18 protein-coding genes and 1 riboswitch are annotated in these 21,888 nt (G+C 66.0%); of the genes, 3 read left to right on the forward strand and 15 right to left on the reverse strand.

The window, feature by feature from the left end; all coding sequences use genetic code 11:
* Window positions 1–8: 8 nt before the first annotated feature.
* From FUT88_RS14725 to FUT88_RS14750, 6 genes are all read right to left on the reverse strand, one after another.
* Entirely contained in the window at window positions 9–938 is a 930-nt protein-coding gene (locus tag FUT88_RS14725) for an amidohydrolase family protein (RefSeq protein WP_147216201.1), read from the reverse strand.
* A 2-nt stretch (window positions 939–940) separates the two neighbouring features.
* Window positions 941–2,266, reverse strand: a complete 1,326-nt coding sequence (locus FUT88_RS14730; protein WP_147216203.1) for an MFS transporter — start codon at window positions 2,264–2,266, stop codon at window positions 941–943.
* Window positions 2,267–2,342: 76 nt separating this feature from the next.
* On the reverse strand, window positions 2,343–3,713 hold the full coding sequence (locus tag FUT88_RS14735) for an MFS transporter (protein ID WP_410003883.1): 1,371 nt from the start codon (window positions 3,711–3,713) through the stop codon (window positions 2,343–2,345).
* Window positions 3,714–3,768: 55 nt separating this feature from the next.
* Window positions 3,769–4,719: an SMP-30/gluconolactonase/LRE family protein gene (locus tag FUT88_RS14740; RefSeq protein ID WP_147216248.1), complete on the reverse strand. Its 951-nt coding sequence runs from the start codon at window positions 4,717–4,719 to the stop codon at window positions 3,769–3,771.
* A gap of 5 nt (window positions 4,720–4,724) precedes the next feature.
* On the reverse strand, window positions 4,725–5,675 hold the full coding sequence (locus FUT88_RS14745; RefSeq protein ID WP_147216205.1) for an NAD(P)-dependent oxidoreductase: 951 nt from the start codon (window positions 5,673–5,675) through the stop codon (window positions 4,725–4,727).
* Window positions 5,675–6,373 carry an RraA family protein gene (locus tag FUT88_RS14750; RefSeq protein WP_147216207.1) on the reverse strand — a complete coding sequence of 233 codons (699 nt, stop codon included), beginning with the start codon at window positions 6,371–6,373 and terminating at the stop codon, window positions 5,675–5,677. Before FUT88_RS14750 ends, FUT88_RS14745 begins: the two co-directional genes overlap by 1 nt.
* 170 nt (window positions 6,374–6,543) lie before the next feature.
* Between FUT88_RS14750 and FUT88_RS14755 the strand changes: the two genes are divergently transcribed.
* Window positions 6,544–7,254, forward strand: coding sequence for an IclR family transcriptional regulator (locus tag FUT88_RS14755; protein ID WP_147216209.1), 711 nt, complete (start codon window positions 6,544–6,546; stop codon window positions 7,252–7,254).
* Here FUT88_RS14755 and FUT88_RS14760 read toward each other — a convergent pair.
* A complete protein-coding gene (locus tag FUT88_RS14760) occupies window positions 7,242–8,501 on the reverse strand; it encodes a voltage-gated chloride channel family protein (RefSeq protein WP_147216211.1) in 1,260 nt (419 codons plus the stop codon). The genes FUT88_RS14755 and FUT88_RS14760 overlap by 13 nt on opposite strands.
* A 77-nt stretch (window positions 8,502–8,578) precedes the next feature.
* A riboswitch (Fluoride riboswitch) is annotated at window positions 8,579–8,656 on the reverse strand.
* A gap of 269 nt (window positions 8,657–8,925) precedes the next feature.
* Between FUT88_RS14760 and FUT88_RS14765 the strand changes: the two genes are divergently transcribed.
* Window positions 8,926–10,419, forward strand: a complete 1,494-nt coding sequence (locus FUT88_RS14765) for an acyl-CoA synthetase (RefSeq protein ID WP_147216213.1) — start codon at window positions 8,926–8,928, stop codon at window positions 10,417–10,419.
* Between the two features lie 27 nt (window positions 10,420–10,446).
* On the opposite strand, the gene FUT88_RS14770 is transcribed toward FUT88_RS14765, so the two are convergent.
* From FUT88_RS14770 to FUT88_RS14800, 7 genes are all read right to left on the reverse strand, one after another.
* Window positions 10,447–12,216 (reverse strand): phospholipase D-like domain-containing protein, encoded by a 1,770-nt coding sequence (locus FUT88_RS14770; RefSeq protein ID WP_147216215.1) that lies wholly within the window; start codon window positions 12,214–12,216, stop codon window positions 10,447–10,449.
* A gap of 207 nt (window positions 12,217–12,423) precedes the next feature.
* On the reverse strand, window positions 12,424–13,575 hold the full coding sequence (locus FUT88_RS14775; protein ID WP_147216217.1) for an enoyl-CoA hydratase/isomerase family protein: 1,152 nt from the start codon (window positions 13,573–13,575) through the stop codon (window positions 12,424–12,426).
* Entirely contained in the window at window positions 13,572–14,369 is a 798-nt protein-coding gene (locus tag FUT88_RS14780) for an enoyl-CoA hydratase (protein ID WP_147216219.1), read from the reverse strand. The genes FUT88_RS14775 and FUT88_RS14780 overlap by 4 nt, the downstream gene beginning before the upstream one ends.
* Window positions 14,369–15,262 (reverse strand): 3-hydroxyisobutyrate dehydrogenase, encoded by an 894-nt coding sequence (gene mmsB / locus FUT88_RS14785; protein WP_062738782.1) that lies wholly within the window; start codon window positions 15,260–15,262, stop codon window positions 14,369–14,371. Before mmsB ends, FUT88_RS14780 begins: the two co-directional genes overlap by 1 nt.
* Window positions 15,263–15,281: 19 nt before the next feature.
* Window positions 15,282–16,829 carry a CoA-acylating methylmalonate-semialdehyde dehydrogenase gene (locus tag FUT88_RS14790; RefSeq protein WP_147216220.1) on the reverse strand — a complete coding sequence of 516 codons (1,548 nt, stop codon included), beginning with the start codon at window positions 16,827–16,829 and terminating at the stop codon, window positions 15,282–15,284.
* Window positions 16,830–16,901: 72 nt separating this feature from the next.
* The gene (locus FUT88_RS14795) at window positions 16,902–18,596 is read right to left on the reverse strand and encodes an AMP-binding protein (protein WP_147216222.1); all 1,695 of its coding nucleotides are present in this window, start codon (window positions 18,594–18,596) and stop codon (window positions 16,902–16,904) included.
* 61 nt (window positions 18,597–18,657) lie between these two features.
* Window positions 18,658–19,791: an acyl-CoA dehydrogenase gene (locus FUT88_RS14800; protein WP_147216224.1), complete on the reverse strand. Its 1,134-nt coding sequence runs from the start codon at window positions 19,789–19,791 to the stop codon at window positions 18,658–18,660.
* Window positions 19,792–19,962: 171 nt separating this feature from the next.
* Between FUT88_RS14800 and FUT88_RS14805 the strand changes: the two genes are divergently transcribed.
* Window positions 19,963–20,979, forward strand: coding sequence for an AraC family transcriptional regulator (locus tag FUT88_RS14805; RefSeq protein WP_186829315.1), 1,017 nt, complete (start codon window positions 19,963–19,965; stop codon window positions 20,977–20,979).
* Here the strand turns inward: FUT88_RS14805 and FUT88_RS14810 are convergent.
* On the reverse strand, window positions 20,955–21,884 hold the full coding sequence (locus tag FUT88_RS14810) for a LysR family transcriptional regulator (protein WP_147216226.1): 930 nt from the start codon (window positions 21,882–21,884) through the stop codon (window positions 20,955–20,957). The genes FUT88_RS14805 and FUT88_RS14810 overlap by 25 nt on opposite strands.
* Window positions 21,885–21,888 lie beyond the last annotated feature (4 nt).

Genomic DNA, 21,888 nt, shown 5'->3' on the forward strand with positions numbered 1-21,888 from the left:
TCTTGATCTCAAAAGCCGTAAAGCTTTACCGGATTGGCCACAAAGATCATCTGCTGCCAATCCGCACGGCTGATCCACGCGGCCATCGTATCGAGCAGCGCGGCATCGTCGGGCTTGTTGGCGCTCTGGGTCGGATGCGGCCAGTCGGTGCCCCAGAGCATCCGCTCGGGCGCCATGTTGATGAAGGCCTTGGCCACGGGTTCGACATCCGCATAAGCGGGCGCACCCGTCCTGGAATCGACGTAAGGACCAGACAGCGTGACCCACGTGTTGCCCTTGTCGACCAGGCGCTGCGCCGTGCGCATGGCGTCGGACTGCATGCCGCCCGGCTGTGGCACGTGCGCAATGTGATCGATGACAAGCGGACACGGCAGCGCAAGGAGATGCGACTCCAGCGCGGGCAACTTGGCGCCTTGCACGACAAGTTCGATGTGCCACCCAAGCGCGCCGATGCGTGACGCCAGCGGTGCGAGCATCTCGACGGTGGTGGCGCCCGGATAGCTGAGGTTGAAGCGGATGGCCCGCACACCCGCCGCATGCATTTCCGCAAGCTGGGCGTCCGTCACGGAGGTATCGACCACCGCAACACCGCGCGCATTGGGCCCGAAACGCCTGAGCGCATCCAGCGTGCAACGGTTGTCCGTTCCGTACGTCGACGGCGTGACCACCACGTTGCGCTGCACGCCCAGACGCGCCTGCACCTTGCGGTACTGCTCGATGCTCGCGTTGGGCGGCCGCAGCGTGGTGCCTGGGGCGCTGGGGAATCGGTCATCGTAGATGTGCATGTGGCAATCCACGGCGCCGGCCGGCAGCTTGAACGTCGGCGGGGCGCTGCCGGTGGACCACAACTCTTCTGCGTCGGCCAGCCCCGGAACAGCGGCCGCCACGGCACCGGCGCCGGCCATCTGCAGGAACCGCCTTCTGTTGAATGCGCGCATGGTCAGGCGGTCTCCGTCTTGCTCAGCACCTGCGCTTCCGGCGTGGAGCGGCTCAACAGCAGCAGCGTCGTCACGCTCACCAGCGTCAGCACGGCCAACGGCATCAGCGCCAGTGCATAGCTGCCGGTGGCTTGCTGGACCCAGCCGTACACATTCACCATCAGGCCGCCGCCGATGAGGTTGGCAATCGCGTTGATGGTAGCGAGCCCCGCAGCGGCTGCACTGTTCGAGAGCATGCCGGAGGCCAGCGCCCAGAACGGCCCCTTGAACGAATAGGCCCCGACCAGCACCGCGCACAGCATCACCATGGTCGGCACGAGCGACCCGCTGAGCGACGTGCCGAACAGGCCCAGACCGATCAGCAGCATGGGAATGGCGGTGTGCCAGCGGCGCTCCTTCAGGCGGTCGGAGCGGCGGCCCCACAGCACCATCAGCACCGATGCCACGGCATACGGCACGGAGTTCAGCAGCCCCGTCTGCATGACGGTCAACCCGAACGATTTGAGAAGCTGCGGCTGCCATACCGACAGCGTGCTACCGGCGGCCGATGCGCACACGTCCACCAGCGCGAGGCAGAGCACGTAGCGATTGCAGAACAGCTTGAGCAGCGGCATCTGCGCAACCTTCTTCGGCCCACGCGCTTCACCGGCCAACGTATTCGTGAGCCACTGGCGCTCTTCGTTCGACAGCCATTTGGCTTCCTCGGGCCGGTTGGTCAGCACGCGCAAGCAGGCAAAGCCCAGCAGCACCGTGGGGATGCCCTCGAGGATGAACAGCCAATGCCAGCCGCGCAGGCCGGCAAACCCATCCATCTGCAACAGCGCAGCGGAGAGGGGCGAACCGATAAAGCTTGCCGCCGGGATTGCAACCATGAACGTCGCCACAATGCGCGCACGGTGCGTTGCCGGAATCCAGTACGAGAGGTACAGCAGCACGCCGGGGAAGAACCCCGCTTCTGCAGCACCCAGCAGGAAGCGCAAGGCATAGAACGAGGCCGGGCCGCTCACCAGCGCGGTGGCGGCCGAGACCAGCCCCCACGTGATCATGATCCGCGCGATCCAGATGCGTGCGCCGTAGCGTTGCAGCGCCAGGTTGCTCGGCACCTCGAAGAAGAAGTACGACACGAAAAAGAGGCTGCTGCCGAAACCGAACACACGGGCCGTCAGCCCGAGGTCATGGTTCATCTGCAGCGAGGCCATGCCCACGTTGCCGCGGTCGATGAAGGCCAGCAGATAGCAGACCATGAGAAACGGCACGAGCCGCCAGACCACCTTGCGAAGGGTCCGCTGCTCGATCTCGGTGACGCCGGTACCGCCGGTCACTTGCATGTGTGTCTCCTGGCGCCGTCGGGTGCTGTGCGGCGCTGTTTGAATGTCTGGGTAGAAAGGTACTGCGATCGCACGATCAGCGTGTTGCGGCTTCACCGGCATCGGCGCCCGGGTCGCCCAGCCAGGCGATGGACAGTGCGCCGATGATGAGCACGGCCGACACCGCCAGCAGCGGCGCCGTAAAGCCCTGCGAGTACTGCTTGATGGCACCGACCATCGACGGGCCGACAAAGCCGCCGAGATTGCCGACGGAAACGATCAGGGCCAGGCCGCCCGCGGCCGCACGGCCCGTAAGGAAGGTGGACGGAATCGCCCAAAACGTGGCTTGGAACGCCAGGATGCCGCTCACCGTCACGCACAGCGCCACGAGCTTGAGCGCCGGTGCATCCAAGGCCGTGCTGGCCGCCAGCGCCACTGCTGCAACTACCAGCGCGGCAGCCACATACGGGACGCGGTTCTGCGCCCGGTTCGCCACACGGGCCCACCACAGCATGACCACCGCACCGAGGGCATACGGGATGGCCGTCAGCCACCCGACCACGGTGTGCTCGACGCCAAACTGCTTGATGATCTGCGGCATCCAGAGGCCCACGCCGATGGAGCCCACGATGCCGCAGAAGTTGATGAACGCCAGCACGAAGACGCGCCAGTTGGTCATGGCATCGCGCAGGGTCGCGCCGTGCTTGCTGGCGATGTCGCGTTGCTCCATGGCGAGGCGGCGCGCGAGTACGGTCTTCTCATCGTCGGTAAGCCATGTCGCCTTTTCCGGCCGATCCGCGAGCACGAACAGGCACGCGATGCCAAGCAGCACGGCCGGCAGCCCTTCGATCAGCAACAGCCATTGCCAGCTGCGCAACCCATGCAGGCCGCCGAGTTCGAGCAGCGCGCCGGAAATGGGTGAGCCGATCATGTTCGCCACCGGAATGCCCACCAGGAAGGCAGCCGTCACCTTGGCGCGCCACTTGCCCGGAAACCAGTGCGTGAAGTACAGGTAGATGCCCGGCGTGAAGCCCGCTTCGGCAAGACCCAGCAGAAAGCGCGCCGCCGCAAAACTCTTGGGGCCGACCACAAACGCCGTGGCCATCGAGAAGATGCCCCACGTGATCATGATCCGCGCGATCCAGATGCGCGCCCCCACCTTCTGCATGATGAGGTTGCTCGGGATCTCGAACAGGAAATAGCCGATGAAGAACAGCCCCGCGCCGAACCCGAACTGTTCGGCCGTCAGGCCAATGTCCTTGTTCATGGTGAGCGCGGCAAACCCCACGTTGGTGCGATCAAGATAGCTGATCACATAGCACGCGAAGATGAACGGCAGGATGCGGCGGAACGCCTTGGCCAGCGTGCGTTCGCTCGCCTGGTAATCCGCATCGGGCAGCGTGGTGGCGGGGCGCACATCCGCGCCATGCGCTGGCGTGGTGGCACTCAAGGTCTGGGACATTTGCATGGTCTCCTCCATCGCGCTTCTATGAGCGCTCAGGGTCGGGTATCGATGAGCTGGGCTAGGGCGTTGCTTGGGTCTGCCTTGCCCGATGCGGCAGCGGGCCGGCGATGTCCATCTCGCTCCTGAGCACCGTGCCGGACACCGATTCGGTCATGAAGAGCGTCTTCATTTCGGGGCCACCGAAGCACAGGTTCGTGAGCGATGCACCTTCGGGGCTGGTCAAGACCAGGTCCGGCTCCGCACGGTGGTTCAGCACCCATGCGCGGCCGAGTCCGGGGTTGGCCACGAACAGCCGCCCCGCCGTGTCGATCGTCAAACCATCCGGGCCGCTCGGGCCGTACGACGTAAAGAACTGGCCGACCTTGCTGACGGAGCCATCGGCCTGTAACGGCACACGCCACACGCAGTTGCCGCGCGTCATGGCGACGTAGAGCACCTTCTCGTCGGGCGACAGCACAAGCCCGTTGGGGCTGGGGCAATTGCCGAGCAGCATGTCGAGCCTGCCTTCCGGCGAGAGGCGATAGACGCGACCCGTCGGGTCTTGCAGCCCCGTCTGGCCCTGGTCGGTGAAGTACAGGTTGCCGCGCGAGTCGAACGTCAGGTCGTTCACGCCCTTGAAGCGCTCGGAGTTGCGGCGCTCAAGATACGGCGTGACTTCGCCACGCTTGATGTCGAGCAGCATCAGCCCGTTGCGGTAGTCGGTGATGAGCAGGTGCGCATCGTCGACGAACTTCATGCCGTTGGGCTCACCGTCGTATTCGGTCACCAGTTCCCAATCGCCCGCCTTCGAGATGCGGAAGACGCGGCCGTGCGGGATATCGGTCACGTACAGATGACCGTGGCCGCGGCCGTCCGGACACCACACCGGTCCTTCCAGAAACGAGTCGGTGGCTTGCCCGCCGCGATTGGCGCGCGCCCATTCCGTCTGGACATCGGGCTTGCGAAACCTGGCAGGCATGCGCGTGAAGACTTCGGCTTCACGCACCGCCGGTGGCGAGAGCAGGAACATGGACATCACGCCGCCGTGCGGGCACGTTCCTCGATCACTGCGAGCACATTGGCCGCCGCGCCCTTGCCCATGTTCACGTAGGCCGCGTCGCTCACGCCGCCGACGTGCGGCGACAGAATGATGTTCGCAATACCCTGGAACGGATGCGGCACCGTCATCGGCTCCACACCGAAGCTGTCGAGCCCTGCTGCACGGAGTTGGCCAGTGGCCAGCGCTTCCACCAGCGCGGCTTCGTCAATGAGGCCACCGCGCGCCGTGTTGACCAGGATCGCGCCGGGCTTGAAGCAGTTGAACGCGTCGCGGTTCAGCATCTTGCGGTTCTGGGCGGTCAACGGGCAGTGCAGCGACACCACATCGGACTGCGCGTACAACTCGCCAAGGCTCACCAGCTTGACGCCTGCCGGCGTCTCCTTGGCGTACGGGTCGAAGGCGATGACATTCATACCGAACGCCAGCCCGATCGTGGCAGCCCGGCGGCCGATCGCGCCCAGGCCGACCAGGCCCAGCGTGCGGCCATCCAGTTCGACTGACTTGTGCGTCGCCTTGTCCCAATGCCCCGCACGCATGCGCGCGTCGAGGTGCGGGACAGACTTGGCACACGCCAGGATCAGCGCCCACGCATGTTCGGCCACGGCCGCGGCATTGGCCCCCACTGCAGCGCGCACCGCGATGCCACGCGCCGCGGCGGCATCCTGATCGATGACGTCGATACCGCTGCCGTGCTTTGAGATCACCTGCAGGTTGCCGGCGGCGGCATCCATGATGCGGGCGTTGACCTTGCCGTAGCGCACGATGATCGCCACCGGCTTGTGCCGTGCGCAGAGCGCGAGGATGTCCTCTTCGGTGGGCTGCTTGCCGGCAAACACGACTTCGAAATCACCCAGCATCTCCATTGCTTGCGGCGCCAAGTCAGCTGCCGTGACGAGCAGGACGGGCTTGGTTGCAGTCGTGCTCATTACAGTGCCTCGCCTTCGGCCAGCATGCCCGCCGCGCGCAGTTCTTTCTCGAGCCAGCCGGGGCGCGTATCGCCCTTGCGGATCGCCGCAATGCGGGCCGCTTCGGCGTCCACCTTTTTCTGTGCGAGCACGAGAATGCGCTCGACATCGGCACGCGGGATCACGACCACGCCGTCTGCATCGCCCACCACCAAGTCACCGGGGTGCACCGTCGCGCCGGCGGCGGACACGGGGAGGTTCACGCGGCCGGCCACGCTCTTGGTGGGCCCGCACGGGTTCAAGCCGGCAGAGAAAACCGGGAACGTGCCGTGCGCCAGCTCGTGCGAATCGCGCACCGCGCCATCGATGACAAACCCGGCGATGCCGGTGGCCTGCGCCTGCGTGGCCATGATTTCGCCGATCAGCGCGCAACTTTGGTCGCCCTTGCCGTCCACCACGATCACATCGCCGGGCTTGGCGACCGCGAGGGCGGCATGGATGGCGAGGTTGTCGCCGGGGCGCACCTCCACCGTGACGGCCGGCCCGGCCACTTTCATGGTCGGTGCGAGCGGTTTGACGCGACAGTTCAGGGTGCCGCGGCGGCCGGCAACGTCAGCCAAGATGGCCGCCTGGAAGCGGGCAGCCGCCTCGACCAACGCGGGCGAAACGCGCTCGATATCGCGAACGATGGCGGAAGTGTTATGCGAAGGGATACTCATGAAAAAACCTGCCTCAGACGATGATGTTTTACTGGGTAAAACAATGGTGTACTCAGTGAAATCACTATAGCCACGGCAAGCGGGTCGATCTACTGGCGTTTACCCTTCCGACAGATACAACAGCGTTGTACATAGTACAATCGCGTCATTCGGAGTTCGGGGATTCGGAAATGGGGAATGACGGCGTTGCCGCAGTAGAAAAGGCGCTGGCTTTGCTGGATTGCTTCAAGCCGGGGGCGGAAGCCCTGTCGCTCGCGGCCTTGGCGCAAGCGTCGGGCATGCACAAGACTACGGTGTATCGGCTGATGAACTCGCTGGAGCGCATGAGCTATGTCATCCGCTCCGAATCCGGCGCGTACTCGCTCGGGCCACGCTTGCTGTATCTCGGCAAGCTCTACGAGCAGTCGTTCCACCTGTCGTCCGTGGTGGAACCGGTGCTGCACGCGCTGGCGGCGGCCACGCGAGAGAGCGCATCGTACTACGTCGTCGATCACGGCCGGCGGCTGTGCCTGTTCCGCGCCGAGCCGTCCGAAGGCCTGCGCGAGACCCGCCTGCCCGGCACGTCGCTGCCGCTGGACGACACCGCCATCAGCCACGTGCTGCGTTATTGGGGGCTGGGTGAAGCGCTGTATGACGGCACCCCCGAATTACCGCTGTTCACCTCTGGCGCGCGCGACCAGCATACGGCGGCGTTTGCCACGCCCATCTTCGGTTCCGGCGACAAGTTCATGGCCGCGCTGACGCTGTCAGGCGCAGCTTCACGGCTGGAAGCGGCGCGCACGTCAGGGGATGTCGTCACGAAGCAGTTGCAGGCGGCGTCCGAGCTGTCGCGCAAGCTCGGCGCAAGCGCGGCGTTGTGCGAACGCTTCTACGGTGTTTGATGTGAAGGCGCAGCTTCGGTAGGACGCTTCGCATGGCCGATGCGCTGCGCATGATAGATGCCGGTGTGGCCTGAGAAGAGATAGCTGACCACGCAGGCAATGCCGGCAAACGTGCCGACTTCGGGGCCGAAGAGTTCCATCGCCATCAAGGTCGACGCAATGGGCGTATTGGCTGCGCCCGCAAACACGGCAACAAACCCGAGGCCCGCCAGCAGCGGGAACGGCAGCGGCAACACGTAACCCAACGCATTGCCCAATGTGGCGCCGATGTAGAACAGCGGCGTGACCTCGCCGCCCTTGAAACCGGACGCCAGCGTCACGATGGTGAAAGCCGCCTTGCCGGCAAAGTCGTACGCCGGCAGCGGAGTGTGGAACGCATCCACGATGACGGGAATGCCAAGACCGAGGTATTTGTCCGTCCCGAGCGCCATGGCGGCGGCCACGACGACGCTGCCGCCCAACACCGGACGCAGCGGCCCGAAGGCGATGTGATGCTTGAACACGCGGCTGAGCCGGTGCGTGAGCGCCGCGAACGTCATGCCCGCCAAGCCGAAGACGATGCCCGCCACCACGACCAGGGCGATTGCGATGGGCGTGAGATGCGGCACAAACGGAATCGCATATGGCGTGTGGTGCACGCCCAGCAACGGCGGCACGAGGTCACCCACGATGGCCGCGATGAAGCACGGCAGGATCGCGTCATAGCGCAGACGGCCGATCGCGAGCACCTCCAGCCCGAACACGGCGCCGGCCAGCGGCGTGCCGAACACCGACGCGAAACCCGCACTGATGCCCGCCATCAGCAAGATGCGCCGGTCCGCCGGGGCCAGCGAGAACAACCGCGTCAGGTAGTCCGCAAAGCTGCCGCCCATCTGGACGGCCGTGCCTTCACGCCCCGCCGACCCACCAAAAATATGCGTGACAACCGTGCCCAGGAGGATCAGCGGCGCCATGCGTTTGGGCACGACGCGCTTCGGGTCGTGAATCTCGTCGATCAGCAGGTTGTTGCCCCCTTCCACCGAGCGCCCGGTGTAGTGATAGAGCAACCCGACGGCAAGCCCCGCCACGGGCAGGAACCACAGCAGCCAAGGATGGGCGGTGCGCGTGTCGGTGGCCCAGTCCAGCGCCAGCAGCAATACCGCGGAGCCCAAGCCCGCCAGCATGCCGACAAGCGCGCCCAATGAGAGCCAGCGCAGCAGATACCCGAACATGAGCAGCGGCTCGGAGCGTGTAACCATTTTCTTCATGATGACCAGATTCGAAGAACTCAAACCTGAGCGACAGAACGTCGTTTGGGCGTGTGCCTACAACTTCCTTCGTCCAGGAACTTGTAGGCATCATCAGCCGGACGCGTCATCCGCAGCCCGGCGGTTAAGGGAGGCATGCCATCTCCACAAGGTTGCGCATTGTGCCTGAAGGCCGTCGTGGTCACAACCGGGCACAATCGCGCACCACCCGGAAAAACGCCCGCCCTGCCATCACACCGGACGGTCTTTTCGGGCTCCGGCGTGCCGCATCATTCCGGTGGCTGGCTCCCGCTGCCAAGCGGTGCGTTGTCCAATGACATTCACCAGTGTGCGCAATTCACCGTGGATTGTTCAATACGGCTCGATCCGGCATGCTGCATGGATTCAGCAGCCGTCCACCAGAGACCCCGCGCAGGAGACACGCATGACCGCCCACCTGATCTTCGACGATCGCCCGACCGATGCCGATACGCTGCTCGCCCGCGGCGCCGCCCTTGCCGGCGGTCTGCGCCGCATGGGCGTGCAGGAGGGCGACGTGATCGGCGTGTTGCTGCGCAATGCGCCCGCCTACATCGATGTGATGCACGCCTGCCGCATCGCGGGGTGCTACTTCTGCCCGATCAACTGGCACTTCACGCCGGCCGAGGTGGAATTTCTCGTGCGCGATTCGGGCGCCAAGGTATTGATCGGCCATCGCGATCTCGTCGACGCGGCCGAACCGCTGCTGCCCGCTCATGTGCAGCTGCTGCGCGTGGACGCCGAAGGCACCGACCGTGCCGACGGCTATGCCAACTGGCTGGCGCTGCAGACGCCATACGACGGGCCGCTGGTATCGCCGCGCGGGCACATGGCCTATACCTCAGGCACCACGGGCCGGCCCAAGGGCGTGGTGCGCCAGGCCGTGCCGCTCGACCAGCTCGACGCGCATCTGCAGAAGGCGCGCGCCGTGGTGGCGGCCACGTTCGGTATCGTGCCGGGCTGCCGCGCGCTGGTGCCGGCGCCGCTCTATCACAGCGCGCCGAGTCTCTTCGCACAGCAGGCCGCGCAGATGGCAGAGCTGCTGGTGGTGAACGCGCGCTTTGATGCGCTGCGCGTGCTCGAGCAGATCGAGCGCTACCGCATCGACACCGTCTACCTCGTGCCGATCATGTATGTGCGCCTGCTCAAGTTGACGGACGAAGAACGCAGCCGCTACGACCTGTCTTCGCTGCGCTTCGTGGCGTCCACCGGCGCACCCTGCGCGCCCGAGATCAAGCGCAGGATGATCGACTGGCTTGGCCCCGTCATCTATGAAACGTATGCGTCGAGCGAGACCGGCATGATCACGGTGATGGACCCGCGCGACGCAGCCGCCCGCCCAGGGAGCGCCGGCCGCCCGGTGTGCGACGCGCGCGTGCGCATCCTGCGTGAAGACGGCACGCCGTGCGACACGGGCGAGATCGGTCTGATCTACAGCCACCAGCCCGCCTACCCCGATTTCACCTATCGCGGCAATGACGAGGCACGCCGCAAGGCCGAGCGCGATGGCCTCGTCACGCTCGGCGACATGGGCTACCTCGATGCGGACGGCTACTTGTACGTATGCGACCGCGCATCAGACATGGTCATCTCGGGCGGCGTGAACATCTACCCGGCCGAGATCGAACATGCGCTGCTGCGCCACCCCGATGTGGTCGACTGCGCCGTCTTTGGCGTACCCGACGACGAATACGGCGAGCGCCTCGTCGCGGTGGTACAGACCGAACGCGCAGACCTGCAGCCCGAGCCCGTGATCGAGTGGCTGCGCGGCCAGATAGCCGGCTTCAAGATCCCGCGCCACATCGAATTCACCACAGCACTGCCGCGCGACGACAACGGCAAGATCGCCAAGCGCCGGCTGCGCGACGCGTGGTGGGGCGACCGGCAGCGGCGCGTTTAAGGCTGCACGCACCGCCGCCGGCATCGGTCACGCGACCACCGCCTCCTGCGCTGTGCCCGACTTGGCGAACAGCGTGCGCTCCGTGAACTTGATGTTTTGCGGATCGTAGTACGGGTCGGCCCACGCGCCGGTCGGCTTGAGCACCAGCGGCTTGTCAGCCGTGGCCTTCGATTCCCCCGCGCGGAAGCGGTAGTGGTCGAACAGGCGGATGGCCTCGATCGCATAGGCCGTGACGATGACCGGATCGTAGATGGCGATCAGGCTGTCGCCGTTCTGCTCTTCCCCGCCCTTTGACAGGTTGGACGAGCCGCAGAACACGACCGGCTCATCGCCATTGAAATCGCACACGACAAACTTGTGGTGGATGTGCTGGCCGGTGCCGGCATCCACTTCCTGCTTGAACGGCGCAGGCGCTTCGTCCTTCAAATACGCGAACGACACGGTTTGCGACGGTACATCGCGGCCCGGCGCAAAGGCGTCGACACCACCCTGCTTGTCGATCACGCCCAGCGAGAGCAGCCCAGCCTTGTGCGGCACCACCTGTTCGAGCGTGGTCAGCATCTCGCCGCCGCCATCGGTGGCCATCACCGCAAACAGCACGGACGACAGCGCGCCCTTCACGCGGTCAGCCGCCTCCGTCAGCAACGCATCGGTCTGATGCGGCGAGAAGCCGAAGCGCGCACGCGGCGTGCTGCCTTGCGGCACCGCCTGCCAGCTGGCGGCCAGCGCATCGGCACGGAACGCTGCGGCCACCTTGCGGCTGCCGGCAGCGTTTTCGCCGTATTGGCCGATCCATCCCCACAGACGCTCGAACACCTGCGCATACAACTGCGCAACGTCTTGCTCGAATACGAGCACGCTGTTGGCCTGCACGTACAAGCCGCGCAGCGAGAAGTTCGCCGAACCGGCCAGCACGCGCACCGGCTTGCCAGCCGCGTCACGCAGCAAGATGGCCTTGTGGTGCTGGAACCGCGCCAGGTGGGTGCGGCGGACATCCGCGCCGGCTTGCCGGAAGTAGTCAGTCGCCTGCGTCTCAAACGCGTTGTCGGTGCCGTGGCCGGTCGGGCTGGCGCCGGTGCCGACGTAGTTGTCCTGAATCACGCGGACCTTGCGACCGTTTTGCGCAAGCCACGCAATCGCACGGATGATGTCGGGCTCGTCCAGGTCATAGGCCAGCACGTCGATGCCGTAACCGTCGGACGCGTGGCACTGATTCAGCAGATCGATGATGAGACGGCGGCCCGTGGCGCCCAGGTAGGCGTACTTGTTCTGATACGGCTGCGTGTCATACAGCAGCGGCGACTTTGTCTGCGCGCGCTTGTCCGGCGCCAAGGCCGTGTTGCCGCCGTAGTGATCGATGAACGCCTGCGACGACACATAGCCGCGCACCATGCCCACGGTGGCCCAATCGCTCATCGGCTGCTGCAGCGTGGCGGTGACGGTGCGCGTGGCGCGCGTCTCCAGTTGCACAGGGTTCGTCGACACAAAGTAGCGCGCGTGCACCGTGTAAGTCAGGTGCGCGGCGGCATGCGGCGGAAAGTGGACCCAGTGGAACGACTGAAACGGCGCGTCGATGGAATCGGCATAGTGGCCGGCCTTCAGCGGCGCATCTGCATGGATGGGCGTGTCGAAGGTGAGCCGGTTGGGCACCCAGTAAGGCGCCCCGCCCTGCGGCGTGCACTGGATGGCAAAACCGGCCAGATCGGCGCGATCGGCATCGGCCACATCAAAGGCGAACAGCACGGCGCTGTCACCCTGATACACCTTCACCTGAAATGAATCGACGGATGTCGCCATGGGAGCCTCCTGGGGAGTGGCAAAGCATCCGTCCAGTTAGCACCGCGATTGTGACAACCGTCTGACGCCGGGCACCGAAGCCGAGCTGCCATGCGGGTTGGCAGGCGGAGAATTCAACCAGGCTTCAATCCCATCTGCGTACGCGCCTGCAACTGAATGCGCCGCCTCCAGCGCAGCGCGTGTCGCCCATGCGCCGCTCCCCCCGACTCAACCAAGCCCCGCCAACGGGTGCGCCTCCGCCCGCCAGGGCGACGTCAGAAAATGCCGCACTCGCTCGGGCCGCACCTGCGGCAGCGTGGCCGGCGCCCAGCCGGGCCGGTGATCCTTATCCACCAGATGCGCGCGCACGCCTTCGCAGAAATCGCCTTCCTGGATTCCGCGCGCAACGATGCCCAGTTCCATTTGGAAGCATTCCGCCAGCGACAACTGCCGGCCCCGCAGCAACGCTTCGCGCGTGACGTGCAGCATCGTCGGCGAATGCGTGGTCATGGCGTCAAGCGTCGCCTGCAGCCACTGGCGCGGCTCGCGTGCCGATTCGCGCTCAAGGCTCTCTCGCAACGTGGCCACAATGCGATCGACCGAAGAACGCCGATCGAAATAGCGCAGCACCCATGGCATCGCCTGCGCGAGCGGCGCGTGCGGAACGACGTTGCACGGCGGCTCGAACACGCGGCGCAGCGCTTGCATGAGGTCGCCATCGTGCGGCATGCGCTGCAGCCGGTCTTCGAACGAGGCAAGCCATTCGGCAGGCACGCACACATCGGCCAGGTGGCAATGCAGCGCATCGGCACCGGTCAGCGTCACGCCTGTCAGACCGACATACAGCTCAAGCTCGGGCGACATCACGCTCAAAAAGCGCGTGGCGCCCACGTCGGGCAGAAAACCGATGCGCGTTTCGGGCATCGCCATCTTCGTCCGCTCGGTCACGACACGCAGCCTTGCGGCTTGCCCAAGGCCCATGCCGCCGCCCATGGTGATGCCATCCATCAGCGCAACGATGGGCTTCGGAAACTGGTGCAGCGCGTAGTCGAGCCGGTATTCGTCGACGAAGAATTGCAGCCAGCCGTCGTCGCCGTCCATGCGGCCCTGTTGGGCAAGCTGATAGAGCGCGCGGACATCACCGCCGGCGCAGAAGCCCTTCTGGCCCGCGCCGCGCAGCACCAGCGCGGCGATGCCGTCGTCATGGCGGCATTGCTCCAGCAGCGTCGCCAGTTGGCGCACCATGCCGTGCGACAGCGCATTCAGCGCAGACGGCCGGTTCAAGGTGATGACGGCCACGCGGTTCACCACGCGCATCAACACCTCGGGCTCGGCAGCGGCGGCCTCGGGCGGCGCCGCCTGCAGTTGGACGGCACTCATTGCAGCGTCTCCGATTCGTGTGTGGAATGCCAGCGCGGCGCGCGCTTCTCAAGGAAGGCGTTCACGCCTTCGCGCTGGTCCGGGTGGTCGAACAGATCGACAAAGCGCTCGCGCTCCACGGCCAGCGCCGCGCTGCGCGGCACGCCATTGCGCGCCTGATGGATCAGCTGCTTGCTGAAGGTGACGGCCTGCGGGCTCAACGTCGTCACCCGCAGCGCCATGGCGATGGCGGCTTCGCGAGCAGCGCCCGTTTCCACCACCTCTTCCACCAGGCCGATGCGCAGGGCGGTCTGCGCGTCGACGCGCTCGCCAGTCAGGATCATGCGCTTGGCCCAGCCTTCACCCACGAGCCATGGCAACGTCTGCGTGCCGCAACCGCAGCACAGCAGGCCGACAGCCGTCTCCGGCACGGCCAGCTTGGCATGGGGCTCGGCGATGCGGATGTCGCATGCCAGCGCGCACTCCAGGCCACCGCCCATCGCAAAGCCGTTGATGGCAGCGATCACCACCGGGCGCGCATTCTGCAGCGCCTCGAACGCGGCACCGAAACGTGCAGCGGCCTCGCGCGCCACATCGCGATTGCCATCGGCAAAGGTGTTGAGGTCGGCGCCCGCGCTGAAGAACTTCGGCCCGTGGCCCGTGACGACGATGGCGCGTACGCGTGCATCGGCGTTCAATCGCTCGACAGTGCCTTGCAGCTGCAGCAGACCTTCCGGGGTGAACGCGTTGGCCGGCGGACGCTTGAGCGTCAGCACCGCAACGGTGCCCTCATGCAGCGTTTCCAGTTCGATCATCACGCCGCTCCGTCTTTCCGATACAGCTTGATGACGGCGGAGAAATCCAGCTTGCCATCGCCCTTGCTGCTCACGGTTTGATAGAGCTGCTGCGCCAACGCGCCCAGGTAGACCGGCTGACGGACGGACTTTGCCGCATCGCCTGCCAGGCCCAGATCCTTGAGCATCAGGTCGGTACCGAATCCGCCCGTATAGCCGCGCGACGACGGCGCGGTCTCGATCACGCCCGGGAACGGGTTGTAGGTATCCGAACTCCAGCACCGGCCCGTCGACGTGTTGATGATGCCGCCCAGCACCTTCGGGTCGATGCCCAGCGCTTCGCCCAGCGACATGGCTTCGGCCACGCCGGCCATGGTGATGCCGAGCACGAGGTTGTTGCAGATCTTCGCGCCCTGGCCCGCGCCGGTGTCGCCGCAATGCACGAGGTTCTTGCCCATGGCGGACAGCACCGGACGCACCTGCTCGAACGCCTGTGCGGTGCCGCCCACCATGAACGTCAGCGTGCCGGCCGCCGCGCCGCCCGTGCCGCCCGAGACCGGCGCATCGACAAAGGTGTTGCCGTGCTCGGCCGCCAGCGCGGCAAACGCCTTCACGCTGGCCGGGTCGATGGTGCTCGAATCGATGATGGGCACGCCCTTGGCAATGCCCGCCAGCACGCCGTCTTCCGCCGTCAGCACGTGGCGTACATGCGCGGCGGCGGGCAGCATGGTGATCACGGTTTCCGCGCCTGTCGCAGCGTCTTTGGGAGACGCGGCGGCCATGGCACCGGCTTCCACCAGCGCGCCCACGGCCTGCGTATTCAGATCAAAGACGGTCAGCGCGTGGCCCGCCTTGAGCAGGTTGCGCGCCATCGGGGCGCCCATGTTGCCCAGGCCGATGAATGCGATTTTCATGACAACGCTCCCGGTGCGATCAGCGCAGGCTGATGGTGGTATTCACGCCGCCGGCATCGACCGCGTCGTCAAACCAGCGCGCCGTGACCGTCTTCGTTTGCGTATAGAACTGCACGACCTGCTTGCCGTACGGGCCCAGATCACCCAGCTTGGAGCCGCGCGAGCCGGTAAAGCTGAAGTACGGCACGGGCACCGGAATGGGAATGTTGATACCGACCTGCCCAACGTCGATCTCGCTTTGGAACTTGCGCGCCGCCGCACCGCTCTGCGTGAACAGGCCCACGCCGTTGCCGAACGGGTTGGCATTGACCAGCGCAATCGCATCGTCCAGCGTGGGCGCCGTCAGCACCAGCAGCACGGGCCCGAAGATTTCGTTGGTGTAGATGTCCATGTCGGTCTTCACGTCGGTAAAGACCGTGGGGCCGATGAAGTTGCCGTCTTCGTAACCGGCGACGCGCACATTGCGGCCGTCGAGTGCGAGCGTCGCGCCCTGCTGCACGCCCGATTCGATCAGGCCGAGAATGCGTTGCTTGGCGGCACGCGAGACAACGGGGCCGACATCGGTACCCGGCTCCACACCGGCATTCACCTTGAGCGTTTTTGCCTTGGCGATCAGGTCCGGCACCCACTGCTGCGCGGCGCCCACCAGCACGACGACTGAGGTCGCCATGCAGCGTTGCCCCGCCGCGCCGAAGGCCGCACCCACCAGCGCATTGATGGCCTGCTCGCGATTCGCATCGGGCAGCACCACGGCGTGGTTCTTCGCGCCCATCATCGATTGCACGCGCTTGCCGTGCTCGCTGCCGAGGCGATAGACATGCGTGCCGACCGCGGTGGACCCGACAAACGAAATCGCCTTCACATGTTCGTGCGTGCACAGCGCATCCACCACGTCCTTGCCGCCGTGCACGACGTTCAGCACGCCCGGCGGCACGCCGGCCTCGAGCGCCAGTTCAACCAGCTGCATGGTCGACAGCGGATCCTGCTCCGAAGGCTTGAGCACGAACGTGTTGCCGCACACGATCGCCATCGGAAACATCCACAGCGGAATCATGGCCGGGAAGTTGAACGGCGTGATGCCCGCGCACACGCCAATCGGCTGGCGCAGCGTGTAGGTGTCGACCGCGCCCGCCACGTTCTCCAGAAATTCGCCCTGCTGCAGCGAGCCCACCGAGCACGCGTGCTCCACCACCTCCAGCCCGCGGAAGATGTCGCCTTCGGCATCGGGCAGCGTCTTGCCCTGCTCGGCCGTCAGCGTGCGGGCGATGCGCGGCGAGTGCTCGCGAATCAGCGCCTGGAACTTCAGCATGATGCGCATGCGCGCGCCGACCGGCGTGTTCTTCCACGTGGCAAACGCCGCATGTGCGGAGCGGATGGCCGCGTCCACTTCGTCGGCCGTGGCAAACGGCACGCGCGCCAGCACTTCCTGCGTGGCGGGGTTCACGATGTCGCGCCATTCCTTCGACTGCGATTCGACAAACTCGCCGCCGATCAGCAGCTTGACGGTGGGCGGGGTGTCCTGCTGTGCAGCAGGCTTGGCGGAAGCGAGGGAAGCAACGGCGCTCATGGGAGTCTCCTGGCGATTCGGTATCGGTTGCGGTGGCGGTAGCGGTAATGAGTTCAATGCGGGACGGGCAAATCAGGCGAAGTCTTCTTCCCAGTACTCGCCGGGCAGGCGAGCCGGTTGCGGCGTGCGTTCAAGCTCCAGCCGACGCAGTTCCACGCGGCGGATCTTTCCAGAGATGGTCTTGGGCAGCTCGCTGAACTGCAGCCGGCGGATGCGCTTGTACGGCGCCAGCTTTTCGCGCGAGAAGAGGAACACGGCGCGCGCAAGCTCGGGGCCAGCCTCATAGCCCTGGCGCACCGTCACGAACGCCTTGGGCACGGACAGCCGCAGCGGATCGGAACTCGGCACCACGGCGGCCTCGGCAATGGCCTCGTGCTCGATCAGCACGCTTTCCAGTTCGAAGGGGCTCAGCCGATAGTCGGACGACTTGAACACGTCATCGGTGCGGCCCACGTAGACGAAGTAGCCGTCGTCGCGGCGCATCGCCACGTCGGACGTGTGGTAATAGCCGTTGCGCATGGCCTCGCTCGTGGCTTTGGCGTTGTTGGCGTAGCCCTGCATCAGGCCGAGCGGGCGGTGCGAAAGCGGCAGCACGATTTCGCCTTCGCTGGCGGGCTGATCGTCGTGGTCGACCAGCTCCACGCGGTAGCCGGGCAGCGGGCGCCCGACCGAGCCAGGCACGACCGGCTGGCCCGGCGTGTTGCCGATCTGGCAGGTGGTCTCGGTCTGGCCGAAGCCGTCGCGAATGGTCACGCCCCAGGCGCTGCGCACGCGCTCGATGATCTCGGGGTTCAGCGGCTCGCCCGCACCGACGATCTCGCGCAGCTTGACGGCGTATGAGGCCAGCGGCTCCTGCACCAGCATGCGCCACACGGTGGGCGGCGCACACAGCGTGGTCACGTTGAAGCGCACCAGCACGTCCAGCGTGTCCTTCGGCACGAAGCGGGCGTAGTTGTAAACGAACACGCAGGCCTGCGCATTCCACGGGGCAAAGAAACAGCTCCACGCGTGTTTGGCCCAGCCGGGTGAGCTGATGTTCCAGTGGATGTCGCCGGGTTGCAGGCCGATCCAGTACATCGTCGACAGGTGGCCGACCGGATAGCTCTGGTGCGTGTGCTCGACCAGCTTCGGCTTGGAGGTGGTGCCCGAGGTGAAGTACAGCAGCAACGGGTCGGTCGCCTTGGTCGGCCCGTCGGGCACGAACTGCGCGGGCGCATCGTAGGCTGCTGCCAGGTCGATCCAGCCTTCGCGCTGCGCACCCACGGCGATGCGCTTGACGCTTGCATCCACACTGTCGAACTTGTGCAACTCCGCCGCATCGACGACCACGCAGTTCGCGCCGCCCAGTTCAACGCGGTCGCGCACGTCATCCGGCGAAAGCTGCGTCGTGGCCGGCAGCACCACCGCACCGAGCTTCATCGCCGCGAGCATCACGTCCCACAGTTCGACGCGGTTCGGCAGCATCAGCAGCAGACGGTCACCCCGCACGATGCCAAGCCCACGCAGGAAGTTCGCCATGCGCGACGAGCGCTCCGACATCTGCGCAAACGAGAGCTTCAACCCTTCGCCCTGCGCGTCATCGACGATCCACAGCGCCGGGTTGTCGTTGCCGCGCGCCATCGCATCGAAGTAGTCGAGCGCCCAGTTGAACGTGTCCAGCGTGGGCCACGCAAACTCGCGATACGCCCGGTCGTAGTCGGTGCGATGGCGCAGCAGAAAATCGCGCGCTTCCACAAAACCCTGTGCTGCAGATACCGCTTCGTTCATCGTCGTCTCCTGGTCGGCGCGTTTGCGCTCTTTCGTATGCGGTCGATGTGCGCGGGGCGTGCTACACGTGCCGCGCGATCACCATCCGCTGGACTTCGCTGGTGCCTTCGTAGATCTGGGTGATGCGCGCATCGCGGTAGTGGCGCTCGACGGCGTAGTCGGCCAGGTAGCCATAGCCGCCGTGGATCTGGATGGCGTTGGAGCAGATTTCTTCCGCCAGTTCCGACGCGTAGAGCTTGGCCTGCGAGGCTTCCGACAGGCACGGCTTGTCTGCGCTGCGCAGGCGCGCCGCGTGGTGAACGAGCAGGCGCGCCGCATTCAGGCGCGTGGCCATGTCGGCCAGCATGTTGGCGATGGTCTGGTGCTCGCGCAGCGCCTTGCCGAACTGGATGCGCTCATTCGCATAGTTGCGTGCCGCATCGAACGCGGCGCGCGCAATGCCCACGGCCTGCGCGGCAATGCCGATGCGCCCGCCTTCCAGGTTCGACAATGCGATCTTCAAGCCCTCGCCACGTTCGCCCAGCAGGTTCTCTTCGGGCACGGCGCAGTCTTCCAGCGTGATCGGGCACGTGTCCGACGCGCGAATGCCGAGCTTGTGTTCGGGCCGCCCAACGTGAAAGCCCGGCGTGTCCGTCGGGACGATGAAGGCCGAGATGCCGCGCTTGCCCGCCTCAGGGTCCGTCACGGCAAAGACGATGGCGATGTTCGCGCGTGCGCCGTTGGTGACGAACTGCTTGTTGCCGTTGAGCACCCACTTGCCGTCGCGCAGCACCGCACGCGTGCGCAGGTTGTTGGCCTCGGAGCCGGCATGCGGCTCGGTCAGGCAGAACGCGCCAATCGCGCGGCCGGTGGCCAGGTCCGGCAGGTAGCGCGCCTTCTGTGCCTCGGTGCCGAACTTGAGGATCGGCCCGCAGCCGACCGAGTTGTGCACGCTCATCATCGTCGCGCTGGCAGCGCAACCGGCGGCCACCTCTTCCAATGCGAGCGCATAGGCCACGTAGTCGGTGTACGAACCGCCCCACTCTGCCGGCACGATCATGCCGAGCAGGCCCAGCTCGCCCATCTCGCGCACCACCTCGTCGGGCAAGGCGCCCTCACGGTCCCACTGCGCGGCGTTGGGCGCCAGGCGCTCGGTGGCAAAGTCGCGCGCAGCGTCGTGGATCATCCGCTGCTCTTCGGTATAGAAGTCGTCCATCGCTTGGCTCTTGCTTGTTTGCTGACCGGTGCCGCGTGACGCTGCCTGTGCAGGCGCCTTACACTGTGCAGCCCGCGGCGCTCGGGTTCGATGGGGAAAAAGTGTAGGCACGCGGCTGGACGGCTTCGATGCCCGTCACGATCAACTTGCGTGAGCGGATTTGCCATACCGATGAAAAACAACGAAAAAGGAACCGTCTCTGTCAGCCTCGTCAACGAGGCCGTCACGCGTGCGCGCGCGCATGGCGTGGACATGCAGCCCATCATGGCCGCCGCGGGCATCACGCCGCAGATGCTGGCGCAGCCGCGCAGCCGCGTGTCATCGGCGCAGTACGGCGCGCTGTGGGCCGGCATTGCGCAGGCCATGGACGACGAGTTCTTCGGGCAGGACGCGCACCCCATGCGCTGGGGCAGCTTCGTGGCGATGACGCAGGCGGCGCTGACCGCCCGCACGGGCAGGCAGGCGCTGGCCCGGGCCACGGGCTTTCTGCGGCTGGTGCTGGACGATCTGCATGTGCGCGTTGAAGAAGACGACCAGCGTGTGCGTCTTGTCTTTGTGCACCGCAAGGGCACGCGGGTGCCGCCCATGTTCACCTACGCCACGTGGCTCATCATGGTCTACGGCCTGGTGTGCTGGCTCGTGGGGCGGCGTATTCCGTTCATTGCCGCGCGCTTCCGTTGTGCGGCGCCACAGGACGCGCAGGAATACCGCCTGATGTTCTGCGACGACATGGCGTTCAAGCACGATGCGTCGTACGTCGACCTGTCGCCCGATTTTCTTGACCTGCCGGTCATTCAGACGGCGGCGTCCAGCAAGACGTTTCTGCGCGATGCGCCGGGCAACTTCATCGTCAAGTACCGCAACCCGGATTCCTTCGCCGCGCGCGTACGCAAGACGCTGCGCAATCTGCCCGTGGCGAGCTGGCCCGCGTCGGACGCAATGGCGCTCAAGCTGAACGTGGCCGAGGCCACCATGCGGCGGCGCCTGAAGCTGGAGGGCCACACGTATCAGTCGATCAAGGACGACCTGCGGCGCGACATTGCCATCGGCCATTTGCAGGACACGCGCCGCACCATCGCCGACATTGCCGTCGCCGTCGGCTTTGCGGAACCGAGCGCCTTTCACCGCGCCTTCCGCAAATGGACGGGCATGCGGCCAACGGACTATCGGCTGGCCAGCGCAGGCTGAGGCTGCGCGGCCACGGCGTCCCCGGCCGTGCCGCTGACTTCCCGCAGCGTCTCCAGAAACGCCTTGAGCACCGGCGAGTGATCGTCCACACGATAGTGGACGTACAGCGGCACAGCAGGCAGCGCCGGCTCCAGCGGGCGGAAGACCACACCGGGCGGCGCCAGGTTCGCCGTGGAGCCCGGCAGCAGCGCCACACCAAAGCCCGCGCTCACCAGCGCCAACAGCGTCTGCACTTCGGTCACCTGTTGGCGCACAAGCGGCGCAAAGCCAGCCTGGATGCACAGATGCAGCAGGTGATCGGCAAAGCGCGATCGCTTGGATTCGAACGCAACAAACGGCTCGCCGGCAAAGTCGCCGAGGGCCAGGCTGGTGTGCCCGGCCAGGCGGTGCGTGGCGGGTAACGCCATCACGATCGGCTCGTGCTGCAGCAGTTCGCTGCGCACGGCGGGGTCTTCCTGCCCCAGCCGGAAGATGCATGCATCGATGCGGCGCTCCTTGAGCGCGGCCACCTGCGCGGCGGGCGTCATCTCCTGCAGGCGCCATTCGACGCCGGGGTAGCGCTCGCGAAACTGGCGTAGCGCTTCGGGCAGCAGCCCCACCATCACTGAGCTGATCATGCCGATTTCCAACTCGCCCACCTGGCCGCGGCCCGCCTGCCGGGTGAGGTCCAGCGCGCGGTTGAGCTGGGCGAACACCAGCGGCGCCTGCTCCTTGAGCGTGCGTCCGGCGGCCGTCAGTTCGACGCGGTGGTGACTGCGCACAAACAGCGGCGTGCCGATCTCGTCTTCCAGCAGCCGGATCTGCTGGCTTAGCGGCGGCTGCGACATGAACAGGCGCGCCGCCGCCCGGCCGAAGTGCAGCTCGTCGGCCAGCACCGAGAAATAACGCAGCAGGCGGATGTCCACGGTA

Origin of the sequence: Ralstonia sp. TCR112 (genome assembly GCF_007997035.1) — a bacterium.
Classification (GTDB): Bacteria; Pseudomonadota; Gammaproteobacteria; order Burkholderiales; family Burkholderiaceae; genus Ralstonia; species Ralstonia edaphi.